Annotated in this window: 17 protein-coding genes; 4 read left to right on the top strand and 13 right to left on the bottom strand. The window is 70.6% G+C overall.

What is annotated here, in order from left to right:
* Positions 1-21 precede the first annotated feature (21 nt).
* The 11 genes from yajC to pgsA form a co-directional block, all read right to left on the bottom strand.
* Entirely contained in the window at positions 22-504 is a 483-nt protein-coding gene (gene yajC, locus ACYBSK_RS11340) for a preprotein translocase subunit YajC (protein WP_457476773.1), read from the bottom strand.
* Positions 505-668: 164 nt separating this feature from the next.
* Positions 669-1,772, bottom strand: coding sequence for a Holliday junction branch migration DNA helicase RuvB (gene ruvB / locus ACYBSK_RS11335; RefSeq protein ID WP_457476772.1), 1,104 nt, complete (start codon positions 1,770-1,772; stop codon positions 669-671).
* A 48-nt stretch (positions 1,773-1,820) separates the two neighbouring features.
* Positions 1,821-2,432 (bottom strand): Holliday junction branch migration protein RuvA, encoded by a 612-nt coding sequence (gene ruvA / locus ACYBSK_RS11330; protein WP_460245964.1) that lies wholly within the window; start codon positions 2,430-2,432, stop codon positions 1,821-1,823.
* Complete coding sequence (gene ruvC, locus ACYBSK_RS11325) at positions 2,429-2,986, bottom strand: crossover junction endodeoxyribonuclease RuvC (protein WP_457476770.1); 558 nt, start codon at positions 2,984-2,986, stop codon at positions 2,429-2,431. Before ruvC ends, ruvA begins: the two co-directional genes overlap by 4 nt.
* 105 nt (positions 2,987-3,091) lie before the next feature.
* Positions 3,092-3,844, bottom strand: coding sequence for a YebC/PmpR family DNA-binding transcriptional regulator (locus tag ACYBSK_RS11320; RefSeq protein ID WP_457476769.1), 753 nt, complete (start codon positions 3,842-3,844; stop codon positions 3,092-3,094).
* Positions 3,845-3,888: 44 nt separating this feature from the next.
* Entirely contained in the window at positions 3,889-4,494 is a 606-nt protein-coding gene (gene pdxT, locus ACYBSK_RS11315) for a pyridoxal 5'-phosphate synthase glutaminase subunit PdxT (protein ID WP_457476768.1), read from the bottom strand.
* A 6-nt stretch (positions 4,495-4,500) separates the two neighbouring features.
* On the bottom strand, positions 4,501-5,349 hold the full coding sequence (gene pdxS, locus ACYBSK_RS11310; protein WP_460247003.1) for a pyridoxal 5'-phosphate synthase lyase subunit PdxS: 849 nt from the start codon (positions 5,347-5,349) through the stop codon (positions 4,501-4,503).
* 181 nt (positions 5,350-5,530) lie between these two features.
* Positions 5,531-6,076: a LemA family protein gene (locus tag ACYBSK_RS11305; protein WP_460245963.1), complete on the bottom strand. Its 546-nt coding sequence runs from the start codon at positions 6,074-6,076 to the stop codon at positions 5,531-5,533.
* A gap of 32 nt (positions 6,077-6,108) precedes the next feature.
* Complete coding sequence (locus ACYBSK_RS11300) at positions 6,109-7,269, bottom strand: glycosyltransferase family 4 protein (RefSeq protein WP_457476765.1); 1,161 nt, start codon at positions 7,267-7,269, stop codon at positions 6,109-6,111.
* A complete protein-coding gene (locus ACYBSK_RS11295) occupies positions 7,266-8,180 on the bottom strand; it encodes a phosphatidylinositol mannoside acyltransferase (RefSeq protein ID WP_457476764.1) in 915 nt (304 codons plus the stop codon). The genes ACYBSK_RS11300 and ACYBSK_RS11295 overlap by 4 nt, the downstream gene beginning before the upstream one ends.
* A complete protein-coding gene (gene pgsA, locus ACYBSK_RS11290; protein WP_457481713.1) occupies positions 8,177-8,893 on the bottom strand; it encodes a phosphatidylinositol phosphate synthase in 717 nt (238 codons plus the stop codon). Before pgsA ends, ACYBSK_RS11295 begins: the two co-directional genes overlap by 4 nt.
* A gap of 194 nt (positions 8,894-9,087) precedes the next feature.
* Here pgsA and ACYBSK_RS11285 point away from each other — a divergent pair, with 194 nt between their 5' ends.
* Together ACYBSK_RS11285 and ACYBSK_RS11280 are read left to right on the top strand one after the other, a co-directional pair.
* Positions 9,088-11,304 (top strand): elongation factor G-like protein EF-G2, encoded by a 2,217-nt coding sequence (locus ACYBSK_RS11285; RefSeq protein WP_460245962.1) that lies wholly within the window; start codon positions 9,088-9,090, stop codon positions 11,302-11,304.
* A 197-nt stretch (positions 11,305-11,501) separates the two neighbouring features.
* Entirely contained in the window at positions 11,502-13,250 is a 1,749-nt protein-coding gene (locus ACYBSK_RS11280; protein WP_460247002.1) for a hypothetical protein, read from the top strand.
* A gap of 47 nt (positions 13,251-13,297) precedes the next feature.
* On the opposite strand, the gene ACYBSK_RS11275 is transcribed toward ACYBSK_RS11280, so the two are convergent.
* Positions 13,298-13,861: an HIT family protein gene (locus tag ACYBSK_RS11275; RefSeq protein ID WP_457476762.1), complete on the bottom strand. Its 564-nt coding sequence runs from the start codon at positions 13,859-13,861 to the stop codon at positions 13,298-13,300.
* A 67-nt stretch (positions 13,862-13,928) separates the two neighbouring features.
* Between ACYBSK_RS11275 and ACYBSK_RS11270 the strand changes: the two genes are divergently transcribed.
* Complete coding sequence (locus tag ACYBSK_RS11270) at positions 13,929-14,612, top strand: potassium channel family protein (protein ID WP_457476761.1); 684 nt, start codon at positions 13,929-13,931, stop codon at positions 14,610-14,612.
* A gap of 12 nt (positions 14,613-14,624) precedes the next feature.
* Here the strand turns inward: ACYBSK_RS11270 and thrS are convergent, their stop codons facing one another.
* Positions 14,625-16,604, bottom strand: coding sequence for a threonine--tRNA ligase (thrS, locus tag ACYBSK_RS11265; RefSeq protein ID WP_460245961.1), 1,980 nt, complete (start codon positions 16,602-16,604; stop codon positions 14,625-14,627).
* 157 nt (positions 16,605-16,761) lie between these two features.
* On the opposite strand from thrS, the gene ACYBSK_RS11260 reads away from it, so the two are divergent.
* Positions 16,762-17,316 (top strand): DinB family protein, encoded by a 555-nt coding sequence (locus ACYBSK_RS11260; protein WP_460245960.1) that lies wholly within the window; start codon positions 16,762-16,764, stop codon positions 17,314-17,316.
* Position 17,317 lies beyond the last annotated feature (1 nt).

Raw genomic sequence — 17,317 nt, 5'->3', positions numbered from 1 at the left:
CGCCCCACGGTTCCGGTCGTACTACTTCGCGTCGGACTCGCCGTCGGTCTTCTTCACCTCGGCGTCGTCGGCCTTCTCGGCCTTCTCGGCCTCGGCGGGCTCGTCCTTCTTGCCGAGGTCGATGCGCGAGTCGTCGGCGGCGGTCTCGTCGGTCCCGGTGAGGGAGGAGGCGTCGTCCGGCACAACGGCGTCGTTGGTCAGCTCGTCATCGGCGACGACTTCCTCGCCGTGGACGATGCGGTTGTACTCGTCATCGGAGAGCACGGCGCCGATGGCGTTCTTCGCGAACATGAGGTGGACGCCGGGGCCGGCGTCGAGGAGCACGGCGTCGTCGTGAACCTCCTTGACCGTGGCGTACATGCCCCCGATCGTGCGGACGCCGGATCCGGGCTGCATCTCATTGCGCATCTGTGCGGCCTGCTGCTGCTTCTTCTTGGCAGACCGGGTCATCAGGAACATGGCCCCGATGAGCACGATGAACGGGAGGAGGGTCACGAGACTCACGGGTAGGAACTTCCTTCATTCGGCCGCGTCGGGATGCGGCCGTGTCGATGATGGGGTATTGCGCCGCCGTAAAGGCGACGTCGGCGGAGTCTAAGCGAGTCCGCACGGTGGGAACAACGCTCAGCATGGCACCGGGGTTCCAGCCCCGGCGAGTACCAATGCCGTCACGCCCCGAAGAGGTCCTGCTGGCCGCCCGCCCCAGGTCTCCCTTGGGGTGCGGCGAGTCCCAGATGGGCCCACGCGGCGGGAGTCGCGACGCGGCCCCGGGGGGTGCGCGCCAGGAGCCCCTCTCGTACGAGGAAGGGCTCGGCGACCTCTTCCACCGTCTCACGCTCCTCCCCCACGGCGACAGCGAGCGTCGAAAGTCCTACCGGTCCGCCGGCGAACAGCTTGAGCAGCGCTTCGAGCACGGCGCGGTCCAGGCGGTCGAGGCCACGGCCGTCCACCTCGTAGACGCCGAGCGCCGCGGACGCGATGTCCCTGTCGATCCGTCCGTCGGCCTTGACCTGCGCGTAGTCGCGGACGCGGCGCAGCAGCCGGTTGGCGATACGGGGGGTGCCGCGGGAGCGGCCGGCGATCTCGGCGGCGCCCGCCGTGTCGATCTCGACGTCGAGCAGCGTCGCCGAGCGGTGGATCACGCGCTCCAGCTCGCTCGGCCCGTAGAACTCCATGTGCGCGGTGAAGCCGAAGCGGTCGCGCAGCGGCGGCGGGAGCAGCCCCGCGCGCGTGGTGGCGCCGACGAGGGTGAAGGGCGGCAGCTCCAGCGGGATGGCGGTGGCGCCGGGACCCTTGCCGACGATGACGTCGACGCGGAAGTCCTCCATCGCCATGTAGAGCATCTCCTCGGCGGGCCGCGACATCCGGTGGATCTCGTCGAGGAAGAGGACCTCGCCCTCCTGGAGGGACGAGAGGATCGCGGCGAGGTCGCCGGCGTGCTGGATCGCGGGCCCCGAGGTGATCCGGATCGGGGCGCCCATCTCGGCCGCGATGATCATGGAGAGGGTGGTCTTGCCGAGGCCGGGGGCGCCGGAGAGCAGCACGTGGTCCGCGGTGGCTCCGCGCGCGCGGGCGGCGCGCAGGACGAGGTCGAGCTGCTCCCTGACCTTCTCCTGGCCGATGAACTCGCCCAGGTCCTTGGGGCGCAGGGCCGCCTCTACGGCCTGGTCCTCCGTGTCGGCGACGGAGTCCACCAGCCGCTCCGCGGCGGGCCCGACGAGCCGGTCGGCCTGCGGCGTCGCGGCGTCGTCGGCGGTCTCGTCCCAGTTCATGTGTGGTGCCTCGCGTTACGGGTGGGGGCGGGTGGTGGGGCCGGTCGGCTAGCGGGTGCGGTTGAGTGTCTGCAGAGCCGCCTTGAGGAGCTGGCCCACCTGCGGGGTGCCTTCCATGGCCTCGGCCTGCGGGGCGACCGCGGACACCGCCTCGTCGGCCTCGCGGGTGGCGTAGCCGAGGCCGATCAGGGCGGCGTGCAGCTGCTCGCGCCAGCCGCTGGTGACCGACGTGCCGATGGCGGGGCCGCCCGTGCCGACGGGCTCGCCGAGGCGGTCCTTCAGCTCCAGGAGCAGCTTCTGGGCGCCCTTCTTGCCGATGCCGGGGACGGCGGTGAGCGACTTCTCGTCGCCGGTGGAGACGGCTCTGCGCAGTGCGTCGGGGCTGTGCACGGCGAGCATCGCCTGGGCCAGGCGCGGGCCGACGCCGCTCGCGGTCTGGAGCAGCTCGAAGGTCTGCTTCTCGTCGTCGTCCGCGAAGCCGTACAGCGTGAGCGAGTCCTCGCGTACGACGAGGGAGGTGGCGAGCTTGGCCTGCTGGCCGATGCGGAGCGTGGACAGCGTGTTCGGCGTGCACTGGAGGGCCATGCCGACACCGCCCACCTCGACCACCGCGGCGTCGGGGGCGAGGGCGGCGACGGGGCCGCTGACGAAGGCGATCATGCGGTACGGCCTTTCGATGCGTGTGCGGGCTGTGCTGCCTTGGCCGCGTGCTGGGCCACGGCCTGTTGCAGTCTGTTCTGCGCGGGGGCGCGCCAGATGTGGCAGATGGCGAGGGCGAGGGCGTCGGCCGCGTCGGCCGGTTTCGGTGGCGCGTCGAGCCGCAGCAGGCGCGTCACCATGGCGCCGACCTGCGCCTTGTCGGCGCGGCCCGAGCCGGTGACGGCGGCCTTGACCTCGCTGGGCGTGTGCAGCGCCACGGGGATGCCGCGGCGCGAGGCGCACAGCATGGCGACGGCGCTGGCCTGGGCGGTGCCCATCACCGTACTCACGTTGTGCTGGCTGAACACCCGCTCCACGGCGAGGACTTCGGGGCGGTGTTCGTCCAGCCACTGCTCGATGCCCTGCTCGATGGCGACGAGGCGGTGGCCCAACTCGGCGTCCGCGGGCGTCCGTACGACCCCGACGCCGCGCATCGTCAGGGGCCGCCCCGCGACCCCCTCGACAACGCCGACACCGCACCGGGTCAGCCCCGGGTCCACGCCCAGTACGCGCACGCCTCGCCCCCTGCTTCGACTACCTGTTCGTGCAGGCTATCGGGTGGCACTGACAAAGCGGCGGGCCGACGGGGTGTGTCCCGTCGGCCCGCCGCTGATGTCGCGTCAGGCGTCGACCTTCTCCATGACCTCGTCGGAGACGTCGAAGTTGGCGAAGACGTTCTGCACGTCGTCGCTGTCCTCCAGCGCGTCGATCAGCTTGAAGATCTTGCGCGCGCCCTCCTCGTCCAGCTCGACCTGCATGGTCGGGACGAAGTTGGCGTCCGCCGAGTCGTAGTCGATGCCGGCGTCCACGAGCGCGGTGCGGACCGCGACCAGGTCGGTGGCCTCGGAGAGCACCTCGAAGGACTCGCCCAGGTCGTTGACCTCCTCGGCGCCCGCGTCGAGGACGGCGCCCAGGACGTCGTCCTCGGACAGCTCGCCCTTGGGGACGACCACGACGCCCTTGCGGTTGAAGAGGTACGAGACCGAGCCCGGGTCGGCCATCGAGCCGCCGTTGCGGGTCATGGCGACGCGCACGTCGGAGGCGGCGCGGTTGCGGTTGTCGGTGAGGCACTCGATGAGCACCGCGACACCGTTCGGCCCGTAGCCCTCGTACATGATCGTCTCGTAGTCGGCGCCGCCGGCCTCGAGGCCGCCGCCGCGCTTGACCGCGGAGTCGATGTTCTTGTTGGGCACCGACTGCTTCTTCGCCTTCTGGATGGCGTCGTACAGCGTCGGGTTGCCCTCGATGTCGGTGCCGCCCATGCGCGCGGCGACCTCGATGTTCTTGATCAGCTTCGCGAAGAGCTTGCCGCGCTTGGCATCGATCACGGCCTTCTTGTGCTTCGTCGTAGCCCATTTAGAGTGGCCGGACATCTGCCTGTCTCCTTCGCGTAACCAATTTACGAACGCCAGAGATCCTACAAGGAACCCGAAGCGTCCTTCGCCCGCACCATCTCCACGAACAGGGCGTGGATCCGGTGGTCCCCGGTGAGCTCGGGGTGGAAGGACGTCGCCAGGGCATCGCCCTGCCGGACCGCGACGATGTGCCCCTCGTGCTCGGCGAGCACCTCCACCTCGGCGCCCACGGACTCCACCCAGGGAGCCCGGATGAAGACGCCCTCTACAGGATCGCCCCCGACGCCCCGTACGTCGACCGCCGCTTCGAAGGATTCGTTCTGACGTCCGAAGGCGTTGCGCCGCACGATCATGTCGATGCCGCCGATGGTCTCCTGGCCCGAGCGCGGGTCGAGGATCTTGTCGGCGAGCATGATCAGGCCGGCGCAGGTCCCGTAGACGGGCAGTCCGGCGCGCACGCGCGCGCGAAGCGGCTCCATCACGCCGAAGAGATGGGCCAGCTTGGAGATGGTGGTCGACTCGCCGCCGGGGATGACGAGGCCGTCGATCTCGGACAGTTCTTCGGGGCGCCGCACCGGCCTGGCCACGGCGTCGGCCGCGGCCAGGGCGGTGAGGTGCTCCCGTACGTCGCCCTGAAGTGCCAGGACGCCGATGACGGGGGTGCTCATGAGTGCTTACCAGCCTCGGTTCGCGTAGCGCTCGCCCTCGGGGAGCGTGTCGCAGTTGATGCCGACCATGGCCTCGCCGAGGTTGCGGGAGGCCTCGGCAACGATCTTCGGGTCGTCGAAGAAGGTCGTGGCCTTCACGATCGCGGCGGCGCGCTTGGCCGGGTCGCCGGACTTGAAGATGCCGGAGCCGACGAAGACGCCCTCGGCGCCGAGCTGGCGCATCAGCGCGGCGTCGGCGGGGGTGGCGACACCACCGGCGGAGAAGAGCACGACGGGCAGCTTGCCGAGCTCGGCGACCTCCTTGACCAGCTCGTAGGGGGCGCGCAGGTCCTTGGCGGCGGCGTACAGCTCGTTGTTGTCGAAGCCGCGCAGGCGGGCGATCTCGTTCTTGATCTGGCGCATGTGGCGGACCGCCTCGACGACGTTGCCCGTGCCGGCCTCGCCCTTGGAGCGGATCATGGCGGCGCCCTCGGCGATGCGGCGCAGGGCCTCGCCCAGGTTGGTGGCGCCACAGACGAACGGGGTCGTGAAGGCGAACTTGTCGCTGTGGTTGACCTCGTCGGCCGGGGTGAGCACCTCGGACTCGTCGATGTAGTCGACACCGAGCGACTGAAGCACCTGGGCCTCGACGAAGTGGCCGATGCGGGACTTGGCCATCACCGGGATCGAGACGGCGTCGATGATGCCCTCGATCATGTCCGGGTCGGACATCCGGGCCACGCCGCCGTCCTTGCGGATGTCGGCCGGAACGCGCTCCAGGGCCATGACGGCGACGGCGCCGGCGTCCTCGGCGATCTTCGCCTGCTCGGGCGTGACGACGTCCATGATGACGCCGCCCTTGAGCTGCTCGGCCATGCCGCGCTTGACGCGGGCGGTGCCGGTGGCGGTGTTCTCGGCGGATTCGGAGATGGACACGGGTGACCTCACTCGGTGAAGAAGGCTCTTGCAGCACCGAGGAAACCTCTGGGGAGCAGGCCACAACAAGGGCCAATGAGCAGGCGGTGGCTCCTTTTGGCCTGTGATCCGGTGGTACGGACTACGTGGTGGCGCGGTCGGCGAGCGCGGCCGGCGGCTCGTCGTCCATCTCGAAGGCCAGCGGGAACGGGGCGTGTCCGGCGAGCCGGAACCAGCGGACCTTGCGGTGACGGCGCAGCGCGCGGGCGGCGCGGACGGCGTCGTTGTGGAAGCGGCGGGCCATGGGGACGCGGCGGACCGCCTGGGCGAGCTCCTCCGCGGCCTCCTCGCCGCCGAGGGCCTCACGGACCACCTCGACCTGGTCGGGCTCGTTGAAGATGGCCCTGAGCGCCTGGCTGAGCTCGCTCTCCGCGACCTCGCGCTGCTCCTCCTCGGCTTGGCGTGCGGCGTGCGCGGCCTCGTACAGGACGATCGACGCGGCCGGGTCGAGGACGCCGGACGTGGCCAGCTCCTGGGCCACCGAGGCGCGGCGCAGGAGCTGGGCGTCGAGGGCGGCGCGGGCCGCGTCGATACGGGCGTGCAGACGGTCGAGCCGCCCGGCGGTCCAGCTCAGGTAGAGCCCGATCGCGAAGAGGGCTACGGCGATCCAGATGAGGGTGACGGTCACGGGCGGCAAGGCTACCGGGGCCGCCGCGGAGGTCAGTCCCGCGCCAGACCGAACCTGGCGCGCAGCCCCGTCCGCTCGTCCGTCGCCACCGCCGCCGCGCCCTGGGTCACCGTCTCGTACACCGAGAGGATGTCCGCGCCGACCGTGGACCAGTCGAAGCGGCGGACGTGCCTGCTGCCACGCGCGCGCAGTTCGGCGCGGCGCTCCGGGTCGCCCAGGAGGCGCAGGGCCGCGACGGCGAGCGTGTCGGCGTCCTCGTTGGTGAACAGTTCGCCGGCCGCGCCCTGGTCGAGTACCTGGGCGAAGGCGTCCAGGTCGGAGGCGAGGACCGGGGCCCCCGCGGACATGGCCTCCACCAGGATGATGCCGAAGCTCTCGCCGCCGGTGTTGGGCGCCACGTAGACGTCGACGCTCGCCAGGAGGCGCGCCTTGTCCTCGTCGCTGACCATGCCGAGGAACTCGACGCGGTCGCGCATCTCCTTGGGCAGGGAGGCCACGGCCTCCTCCTCGTCGCCGCGCCCCGCCACCAGAAGGCGGGTCGCCGGGCGCTCCGCCAGGATCTTCGGCAGCGCCTTCATGAGCACCGGCAGGCCCTTGCGGGGCTCGTCGATGCGGCCGATGAAGCCGATGGTGTCCCCCTGCCACTCGGCCTTGGGTTCGGCCCGCGCGAAGAAGTCGACGTCGACGCCGTTGGGGATGACGACCGCGTCGCCGCCCAGGTGCTCGACCAGGGTCCGGCGCGCGTACTCGCTCACCGCGATGCGTGCGCTGATCTTCTCCAGGGCGGGCTGGAGGATCGGGTACGCGGCGATCATGGCGCGCGAGCGGGGGTTCGACGTGTGGAAGGTCGCGACGATGGGGCCCTGGGCCGCCCAGCAGGTGAGCAGGCCGAGCGAGGGCGACGCCGGTTCGTGGATGTGGATCACGTCGAACGTGCCGTCGTGCAGCCATCTGCGTACGCGCGCCGCGCTCAGGAAGCCGAAGTTGAGGCGCGCCACCGAGCCGTTGTACGGCACGGGAACCGCGCGCCCCGCCGACACCACGTACGGCGGCAGCGGGGTCTCGTCGTCCGCGGGGGCGAGGACGGACACCTCGTGCCCGAGGGCGATGAGGTGCTCCGCCAGATCGCGGATGTGGAACTGGACGCCGCCCGGCACGTCCCAGGAGTAGGGGCAGACGATTCCGATCCTCACGCCGGCCGCTCCTCAAAGGTCTCCAGGTCGGAGAGCCACAAGCGCTGCAGCATGTGCCAGTCCTCCGGATGGTCCGCGATCCCCGTGGCGAAGGCATCGGCCAGCGCCTGCGTCATGACAGACGTCTTCTCGGCCCGCGTACCTGTCTCCGGCACGTCGATGGGCGGATGGACGCGTCCGCGCATGACGGGTGAGCCGTCGTACCAGAGGGTCACGGGAAGAAGCAACGCACCGGTCTGCTGCGCGAGCATCGCGGGCCCCGCCGGCATCCGTGTCGTCTCGCCGAAGAACTTGACCTCCACCCCGGAGGACGACAGATCGCGGTCGGCGACCAGACAGACCAGGCCGCCCGCGCGCAGCCGCCGCGCGAGCGTCCCGAAGGCGGCGCCGCCCGTGTGCGGCAGCACCTCCATGCCGAGGCCCTCGCGGTAGGCGACGAACCGGTCGTACAGGGTCTCCGGCTTGAGCCGCTCGGCGACGGTGGTGAACGGCGTGTCCAGCTTGGTGGTGACCCAGGCGCCGGCCAGGTCGTAGTTGCCCATGTGGGGCAGCGCGAGGACGACGCCCTTGCCGGCGTCGAGGCCCTCGGTCAGGTAGTGCAGGTCCGTGGGCGTGAAGCCTTCCTTGATGCGCTCCTTGCTCCACGCGGGGAGCCGGAAGGACTCCATCCAGTAGCGCAGGTAGGAGCGCATGCACGCCTTGGAGAGCTGTTGCAGCCGCTGCGGCGTGGCGTCGGGCACCACGCGCGCGAGGTTGGCCTCCAGGCGCTGCACGCCCTTGCCGCGCTTCTTCCAGGCGACGTCGGCGATGATCCGGCCGAGGCGGCGCGCCACCGGCTCGGGAAGCTTCTTGACGCCCGCCCAGCCGAGCCCGTACAGCGCGTCCGTGACGCGCTCCTGTGCCCCGCTCACGAGGTGGCCCCCTCCTGGGCGGCAGCCGCCGCGTCGGCCTCGGCGGACTCCCGGCGCACCGTGACCACGCGCTGGATCAGCGTGACGAGGCTGCCCACGGCGACGATCCACAGGGCGACCGGGAGCAGGTACTGGATGCCGGGCACGCCGAACTTGTGCAGCCCGGCGAAGCCCGCGGCGACGAGCGAGATGACGAGGCGTTCGGCGCGCTCCACGAGCCCGTTCACGGCGACCGGCAGGCCGATCGATTCGCCACGTGCCTTCGTGTAGGACACGACCTGGCCGCTGGCGAGGCAGAAGATCGAGACGGCGCACAGCGCGTTGTCGTTGCCTCCGCCCGCGTACCAGAGGGCGAGTCCGCCGAAGATGGCGCTGTCGGCGACACGGTCGAGCGTGGAGTCCAGGAAGGCGCCCCAGCGGCTGGAGCGGCCCAGCTGGCGCGCCATGTTGCCGTCGACGAGGTCGCTGAAGACGAACAGCGTGATGACGACGGTTCCCCAGAAGAACTCGCCGCGCGGATAGAAGACCAGCGCACCGGCCACCACTCCGGCGGTGCCCAGGAGCGTGACAGCGTCGGGGCTCACTCCGCGGCGGATGAGAAACGCGGCGAACGGTGTGAGGACACGCGTGAAGAATGCACGCGCGTACTTGTTCAGCATGGCCTTCCCGAGGGTCGGTGGCCGCGCGGCCCCTCTGGCCACCGGCTGGCCCATCGTAGCCACGCACACGTGCGAACCGCCGACGGGCCGCACGCGTGGGCGTGCGATCCCGTACGACGTATGGACGCACAGTGACCCGAGTGGAAAGCTCGGAGGCACCGCGGGCGTCGCCGAAGCCGCCTCCGCACGCGGATTCGCGTGTCCGCGCCCTTCAGGACCTCACCGAGCAGTAAACCGGGAGGCAAGGCATGGGCGACAAGACCAACGGACACCCCGGAGCCGCCGGCAGGGCAGCGACGGCCGACCATCCCGCGTCCGTACGGAATGTGGTGCTGGTCGGCCACAGCGGATCGGGCAAGACGACCCTGGTGGAGGCCCTCGCGCTGACCGCGGGGGCGGTGAACCGGGCCGGGCGCGTCGAGGACGGCACCAGCGTCTCCGACTACGACGAGATCGAGCACCGCCAGCAGCGCTCCGTGCAGCTCTCGCTCGTCCCGCTGGAGTGGGACGGCTTCAAGATCAATATCCTGGACACCCCCGGCTACGCGGATTTCGTCGGGGAGCTGAGGGCCGGTCTGCGGGCTGCGGACGCGGCCCTTTTCGTCGTCTCGGCGGCCGACGGGCCCGAGACGATGGCCGGCGCCACGCGCATGGTGTGGGAGGAGTGCGCGGCGGTCGGCATGCCGCGGGCCATCGTGATCACGCACCTGGAGGCGGCTCGGGCCGACTTCGAGGAGATGACGCGGATCTGCGCGGAGGTCTTCGGCGGCGACGACCCGGACGCGGTGCTCCCGCTCTACCTGCCGCTGCGCGGCGAACCCGCGCCGGACGGGCACGCGCCCGTGACGGGCCTGATCGGGCTGCTCTCGCAGCGGCTCTTCGACTACGCGTCGGGCGAACGCAAGGAGTCGGAACCGGCCGAGGAGCAGGCCTCGCTGATCGAGGAGGCCCGCAACCGGCTGATCGAGGGAATCATCGCCGAGAGCGAGGACGAGACCCTCATGGACCGCTACCTGGGCGGCGAGGACCTCGACGTCAAGACACTCGTCGACGACCTGGAGCGGGCCGTCGCGCGCGGCGTCTTCCACCCGGTCCTCGCGGCCGCCCCCGCCGCGGAGGGCGCCCGGCAGGGCATCGGCACCGTGGAACTGCTCGAACTGATCACCGGAGGATTTCCGACGCCCCTGGAGCGCGCGGCCCCCGGTGTGCGCAAGCGCGACGGGAAGGAACTCGACATCGGGGCCTGCGACCCCGACGGGCCGCTGGTCGCGGAGGTCGTGAAGACCGCCTCGGACCCGTACGTGGGCCGGGTCTCGCTCGTCCGCGTCTTCTCCGGCACCCTGCGCCCCGACGAGACGGTGCACGTGTCGGGGCACGGTCTGACCGACCACGGCCACGAGACCCGCGCCCTGCACGAGGCGGACGAACGGATCGGGGCCCTGTCGGCCCCCTTCGGCAAGCAGCAGCGCACCCTGACGCACTGCATCGCGGGCGATCTGGCGTGCGTGGCGAAACTCAGCCGCGCGGAGACCGGGGACACCCTCTCGGCGAAGGACGACCCGCTGCTGATGTCGCCGTGGGAGATGCCCGACCCGCTGCTCCCGCTGGCGATCCAGGCGCACAGCAAGGCCGACGAGGACAAGCTCTCCCAGGGGCTTTCGCGTCTCGTCGCCGAGGATCCGACGATGCGCCTCGAACAGAACCAGGACACCCACCAGGTGGTGCTCTGGTGTCTCGGTGAGGCGCACGCGGACGTGGCCCTGGAACGGCTGCGCAGCCGGTACGGCGTACAGGTCGACGTCGTCCCGCACAAGGTCTCCCTCCGGGAGACGTTCGCCGGCAAGTCGGGCGGGCGCGGCCGGCACGTGAAGCAGTCCGGCGGGCACGGCCAGTACGCGATCTGCGAGATCGAGGTGGAGCCGCTGCCCGGCGGCTCGGGCATCGAGTTCGTGGACAAGGTCGTCGGCGGTGCGGTGCCCCGGCAGTTCATCCCGTCCGTGGAGAAGGGCGTGCGGGCGCAGGCGGCGAAGGGCGTCGCGGCCGGGTATCCGCTGATCGACGTGCGGGTCACGCTGCTCGACGGCAAGGCGCACTCGGTGGACTCCTCCGACGCGGCGTTCCAGACGGCGGGGGCGCTCGCCCTGCGGGAGGCGGCGTCCGACGTGCGGATCCATCTGCTGGAGCCGGTGGCCGAGGTCGAGGTGCTCGTCGGCGACGACTACGTGGGCACCGTGATGAGCGATCTGTCCGGGCGGCGCGGCCGCGTCGTCGGTACGGAACAGGCTCCGGGCGGGCGGACGTTGGTGCGGGCCGAGGTGCCGGAGATCGAGATCGGCCGGTACGCGGTCGACCTGCGCTCGCTCTCGCACGGCACGGCGCGCTTCAGCCGCACGTACGCCCGGCACGAGCCGATGCCGCCCCAGTTGAGCGAGCGGATCCGCGAACAGGCCCAGGACACCCCGTAGTCCGCCCTGGAACCGGCACCGAACCGGCCCCGACCACCGGCTTTCCGTTCCGCGGGGCCGGTGTCGGTGGCGGCCGCTACGCTGGTCGATGATCAGCCGGATCGGGCCGACACCGCGTTCAACAGGTGTGCGGGGCCGGGAAGTCGGGAAAAGCCGCAGCGACGGCGTGCGTGATGGGGGTGGCAGTGGCGGACACGATCAAGCCGGCTTCGGCCGACAGCGTTTTCGACTTCCGGCCGGGCGCGCAGATCCCGTTGCAGGGGTCGGCGGGCCAGACCGCCGCGACGTTCGCCATCGCCTCGGCCGCGTACCGCGACGATCCGGTCACGAAGATCGAGGACGCCAACAACGAGTGGCACAAGTCCGAGGTGAAGAAGGGGATTTGGTCGCTGTTCGCGCCGAATCTCGGTGAGGCCTTCTCGCGCGCGGTGCAGGTGCGGATGCTGGGCGGCGCCCGCAAGCCGCTCATCCAGTCGTTCGGCACGGAGCCGCAGGTCGTCGTGGAGCACTGCCTCGCGGCCAACCGGATCCGGCGCCAGCGCGACAGCCTGCTGACCCTGGTGACCGTGGTGTTCGGCTTCCTGTTCCTGCCCGGTTTCCTGATATGGGTGACCGCGTTCGAGATCCGCCGCAGGAACAACATCCGGGTGGCTCTCGCGGAGAAGGAGGTCAAGGAGGCCGAGGGCAAGGGCACCAAGGAGAAGCGCGAGGCCAAGAAGCGCGAGCGCGAGGCGCGCGGCCGGGCCGCGCTCACCATGGCGCTGATGGCCATCGTGTTCGTGGCCATCGTCGTCGTCCTCGTGCGGCTTCCCTCCGACAGCGGCTGGACCTGGTACCTGAGGGCCGCGTTCGTCGCGCCCGTGATCGGCGGCCTCTGGGCACGGCGGATCTGCGAGAGCACGGCGAAGGACCTGCGGGACCGGTGGGCCGGGCTGCTGTCCGGCGGCGGGATCGGCGCGAAGATCCCCGAGGCCGTCCCCGGCAGCCCCGGCGAGACCGCCGCGGAGCAACTGCGTCAGAATCTCGCCAAGTTGTCCGCCGAGCAGCAGTCGAACTCGGTGTTCTACGCGGGCCCCAAGGGCATCCTGGGCATGGGGACGCGCTGGGGCAGCTGGCAGCTGGCCGAGGACCTGGTGTCGAAGGAGCCGGGCAAGGACATCCACCCGTTCCGCAGCTGGGACGTCATACGCGCGATCCACGACCAGCTCCGCCTCCTGGAGCGCAAGCCGATCCACACGGGCGGCTTCCCGACGCCGCAGGTCAAGCACTGGATCGTCTCGCCGATCGGGGAGAACGCGAAGAGCGTGTCGCGTCCCACGGGCGTGAACGTGGAGGCGTTCGAGACGCGGCAGCACGAGATAGAGCGGATCTGCAACGAGCAGCAGTTCGGCGGCGGCAACCGGCACTACCTGGGCGTTCAGTTCACGCTCTGGGACGGCCAGTTGGTGATCACGATGCTGATCACGGTGACGGTGCTGCACCAGACGCTGCGCATCGAGGTGACCGGGCACGCGCTCGGTCCGGTGCACTCGCTGTTCACCTCGAAGCCGGAGGCGAAGACGAAGGAGGTCTCCAAGTCCGTGCGGTTCTGGGAGACCACGACGAAGACGCTGCCGCTGATCACCCCGGACGAGGCCGTACGGATCGCGGTCCGCGCCCCCTTCACCTGGTACCCGCCGCTGCTGGACTACCTCGGCGGCAAGCTGGCGCTGCCCGAGCCGTTCGGTCTGCGGCACGCCTGGGCGGACCAGCCGTGGCGCCACCGCTTCATGGCGGACGACGCGCTGCGCACGGCGACGCCGGTGCTGCGCGTGGTGCACTCGGCGGCCATCAAGATGCTGGCCGAGCACGGCGTGGACACCGAGAAGTTCGGTGCCCGCTCGGGTGTGCTCAGCGGCGCGATCCAGGACCCGTCACCGGGGAAGGCGGACGAGTACAACGCGTAGGACACGCGTCCGTACGGCCCGCCCGGCCCCGGCTCACGAGCACGACGTCAGTTGCCCGGCCAGGTCTTGGCCAGCGCCGTGCGGGTGTCGGCGAGCATCTGCGGCAGCACCTTGGTGTGGCCGACGACCGGCATGAAGTTCGTGTCGCCGCCCCAGCGCGGAACGATGTGCTGGTGCAGATGAGCCGCGATGCCGGCGCCGGCCACCGCGCCCTGGTTCATGCCGATGTTGAAGCCGTGCGCCCCCGAGGCGGCGCGCAGCGCGCTCATGGCCCGCTTGGTGAAGTCGGCGAGCTCGGCGGTCTCGGCCAGGTCGAGGTCGGTGTAGTCGGCGACGTGCCGGTAGGGCAGCACCATCATGTGCCCGCCGTTGTACGGGTACAGGTTGAGGATCGCGAAGACGTGTTCGCCGCGCGCCACGATCAGCGCGTCCTCGTCGGACTTGCCGGGAGCGGTGCAGAAGGGACAGCCGTCGTCGGCTCCGGGGCCCGTCGGTTTGCCCTCGCCCTGGATGTACGCGATGCGGTGCGGGGTCCACAGACGCCCGAATCCGTCCGGCTCACCCACTGGACCGACCTGCTGCTCCGGCTCACTCGTCATGCAATGCAGCATATTGCGTCACCTGCGGGACGCGTGTCGCCGGGTACCGGCCCAGGTCGGCGCGGGTGATGCTGTCGGGATGACCGACACCCCGCTCGACCGCTGGGAGCGGCGCAACGGCGTCGTCCTCGCGGTGGCGTCCCTCGTCTTCCTCGCCGCGTACGCGGTCCAGGTACTCGGCCACGGCCTGCCCCAGGGCATCCGGACGTTGTGCCTGGCGCTCGCGCTCGCCGCCTGGGCGGTGTTCCTCGTGGACTACGTGGTGCGCCACCACCTCAGCGGGCAGCGCTGGCCGCGCTTCGTACGGACGCACTGGCTGGACACGCTGGTCCTGCTGCTTCCGCTGCTGCGTCCGGTACGGATCGTGCAGACCTACGAGTCCGTGCAGCACCGGCACGACGAGCCGCGCCTGTCGCTGCACGCGCGCGTGATCGCGTACGCGGGCGTCTCGGTGACGCTGCTCGGCTTCGCCGGTTCCCTCGCCCTGTACCAGCAGGAGCGCACGGCGCCCGGCGCGGACATCGTCACGTACGGCGACGCGGTGTGGTTCACCTGCACGACGCTGTCGACCGTGGGTTACGGCGACCTGGCGCCGGTCACCCCGCTCGGCCGGCTGGTCGCGGTGGCCGTGATGGCCTGCGGGCTCGCGCTGCTCGGCGCGGTCACGGGCTCGTTCTCGTCGTGGCTGTTGCAGGTGTTCGCGCGGGAAGGGGAGAGGCCCCCGGAGCACGCTCCGGAGGCCTCTCGACGCGATACCGACTGACGGGACAGGTGGTCAGACCTGCGCCCGCTCCTCCACGACCTTCGCGATCTTCGCGATGGCCTCGTCGACCGGGATGCCGTTCTCCTGCGAGCCGTCGCGGTAGCGGAAGGACACCGAACCGGCGTTCATGTCCTCGTCGCCCGCGATGACCATGAAGGGCACCTTGGCCTTCTGCTGGTTGCGGATCTTCTTCTGCATGCGGTCCGAGGACTTGTCGACCTCGACGCGCAGGCCCTGGGCGCGCGCCTTCTCGGCGAACTCCTCCAGGTACGCCACGTGCCCGTCGCCGATCGGGATGCCGACGGCCTGCACCGGGGCGAGCCACGCCGGGAAGGCACCCGCGTAGTGCTCCAGGAGGACGCCGAAGAACCGCTCGATGGAGCCGAACAGGGCGCGGTGCAGCATGACGGGCTGCTGGCGCGAGCCGTCCGCCGCGGTGTACTCCAGGCCGAACCGCTTGGGCTGGTTGAAGTCGACCTGGAGGGTCGACATCTGCCAGGAGCGGCCGATGGCGTCCTTGGCCTGCACCGAGATCTTCGGGCCGTAGTACGCGGCGCCGCCCGGGTCGGGCACGAGGGGCAGGCCCTGCTTCTCGGCGGCGGAGCGCAGCGCCTCGGTGGCCTCCGCCCAGTCCTCGTCCGTGCCGATGAACTTGTCGGAGTCGTCGCGGGTGGACAGCTCCAGCTCGAACTCGGTCAAGCCGTAGTCGCGCAGCAGGTCGAGGACGAAGGTGAGGAGCTTGTCGAGCTCCTCCGCCATCTGCTCCTTGGTGCAGTAGATGTGCGAGTCGTCCTGCGTGAAGCCGCGCGAGCGGGTCAGGCCGTGCACGACGCCCGACTTCTCGTAGCGGTAGACGGTGCCGAACTCGAAGAGCCGCAGCGGCAGTTCACGGTAGGAACGGCCGCGGGACTTGAAGATCAGGTTGTGCATCGGGCAGTTCATCGCCTTGAGGCGGTAGTTCTGCTCGTCGAACTGGATGGGCGGGAACATGCCCTCCGCGTAGTGCGGCAGGTGGCCCGAGGTCTCGAAGAGGTGCTCCTTCGAGATGTGCGGGGTGTTCACGAACTCGTAGCCGGACGCCTCGTGGCGGCGCCGCGAGTAGTCCTCCATGACCTTGCGGATCACGCCGCCCTTGGGGTGGAAGACCGCGAGGCCGGGGCCCAGCTCGTCCGGGAAGGAGAACAGGTCCAGCTCGGCGCCGAGCTTGCGGTGGTCGCGCTTCTCGGCCTCGGCGAGGAACTCCAGGTACGCCTTCAGCTCGTCCTTCGACGGCCACGCGGTGCCGTAGATGCGCTGGAGCTGCGGGTTCTTCTCGCTGCCGCGCCAGTAGGCGGCGGCCGAGCGCATCAGCTTGAACGCGGGGATGACACGGGTGGTGGGCAGGTGCGGACCCCGGCAGAGGTCCTTCCAGCACAGGTCGCCGGTCTTGGCGTCGAGGTTGTCGTAGATGGTCAGCTCGCCGCCGCCCACCTCGGCGTCCGCGCCGTCCGCGGCCTGCGCCGCGTTGCCCTTCAGGCCGATGAGCTCCAGCTTGTACGGCTCGTCGGCGAGCTCGACGGCGGCGTCCTCGTCGCTGGTGACACGCCGGGAGAACTTCTGGCCCCGCTTCTGGATCTCCTGCATCTTCTTCTCGATGCGCTTGAGGTCCTCGGGGGTGAAGGGCTCCTTGACGTCGAAGTCGTAGTAGAAGCCGTCCTTGATGGGCGGGCCGATGCCGAGCTTGGCCTCCGGGAAGATTTCCTGCACGGCCTGCGCCATGACGTGCGCGGTCGAGTGCCGCAGGATGTTCAGGCCGTCCTCGGAGGAGATCTCCACGGGCTCGACGGTCTCGCCGTCGGCGACCTCGTACGCGAGGTCCTTCAGCTCACCGGCCACGCGGGCCGCGACGATGGTGCGCTCACCGGCGAAGAGCTCGGCGGCCGTAGTGCCCGTCGTCACCACGCGCTCTTCCCGCTCGGAATCGCGTTGGACGGTCACACGGACATCAGACACCGGACTTCTCCTACCTGAAGATGGAACGCCGCGCCATTACCCGTGACGCGCGCAGCAACGATCGTACCGAGTCACCGGGGCCGCTCGCGAAACGGTTAACCGGGGCGGTTGTCCGCGGGCCGGGCGGCTGTCGGTGCCGGGCTCTAGCGTGAGACGTATGACACTCGACTGGCACACGCTCCTCGCCGAGCAGCTCGACTGGCACTGGCGCCATCAGCTCCGCGACCGCCTGGCGGGGCTCTCCGACGACGAGTACTTCTGGGAGCCGGTGGCGGACTGCTGGAGCGTGCGGCCGCGCGGCACCGGCACCGCTCCCGTGCAGGCGGGCTCCGGCGACTTCACGATCGACTTCGCGTACCCCGAGCCGGTCCCCGCGCCGGTCACGACGATCGCCTGGCGCCTGGGCCACATCCTGGTCGGCGTACTCGGCGCCCGCAACGCCGGGCATTTCGGGGCGGAACCGGTGGACTACATGACGTACGACTATCCCGGCACGGCCGCCGAGGCGCTGGAGCGCCTGGACGCCGCGTACGCGACGTGGATCGCGGGCGTGCGCGGCCTGGACGAGGCGGCGCTGGCGCGGCCGTGCGGCCCGGCCGAGGCGCCGTACGACAAGGAGCTGATGGCGACGCTCGTGCTGCACATCAACCGCGAGACGATCCACCACTGCGCGGAGATCGCCCTGCTCAGGGACCTGTACGCGCGCCAGTAGG

This window comes from Streptomyces sp. BYX5S (genome assembly GCF_054724165.1).
This window is presented reverse-complemented; position numbering and strand designations above follow the sequence as displayed.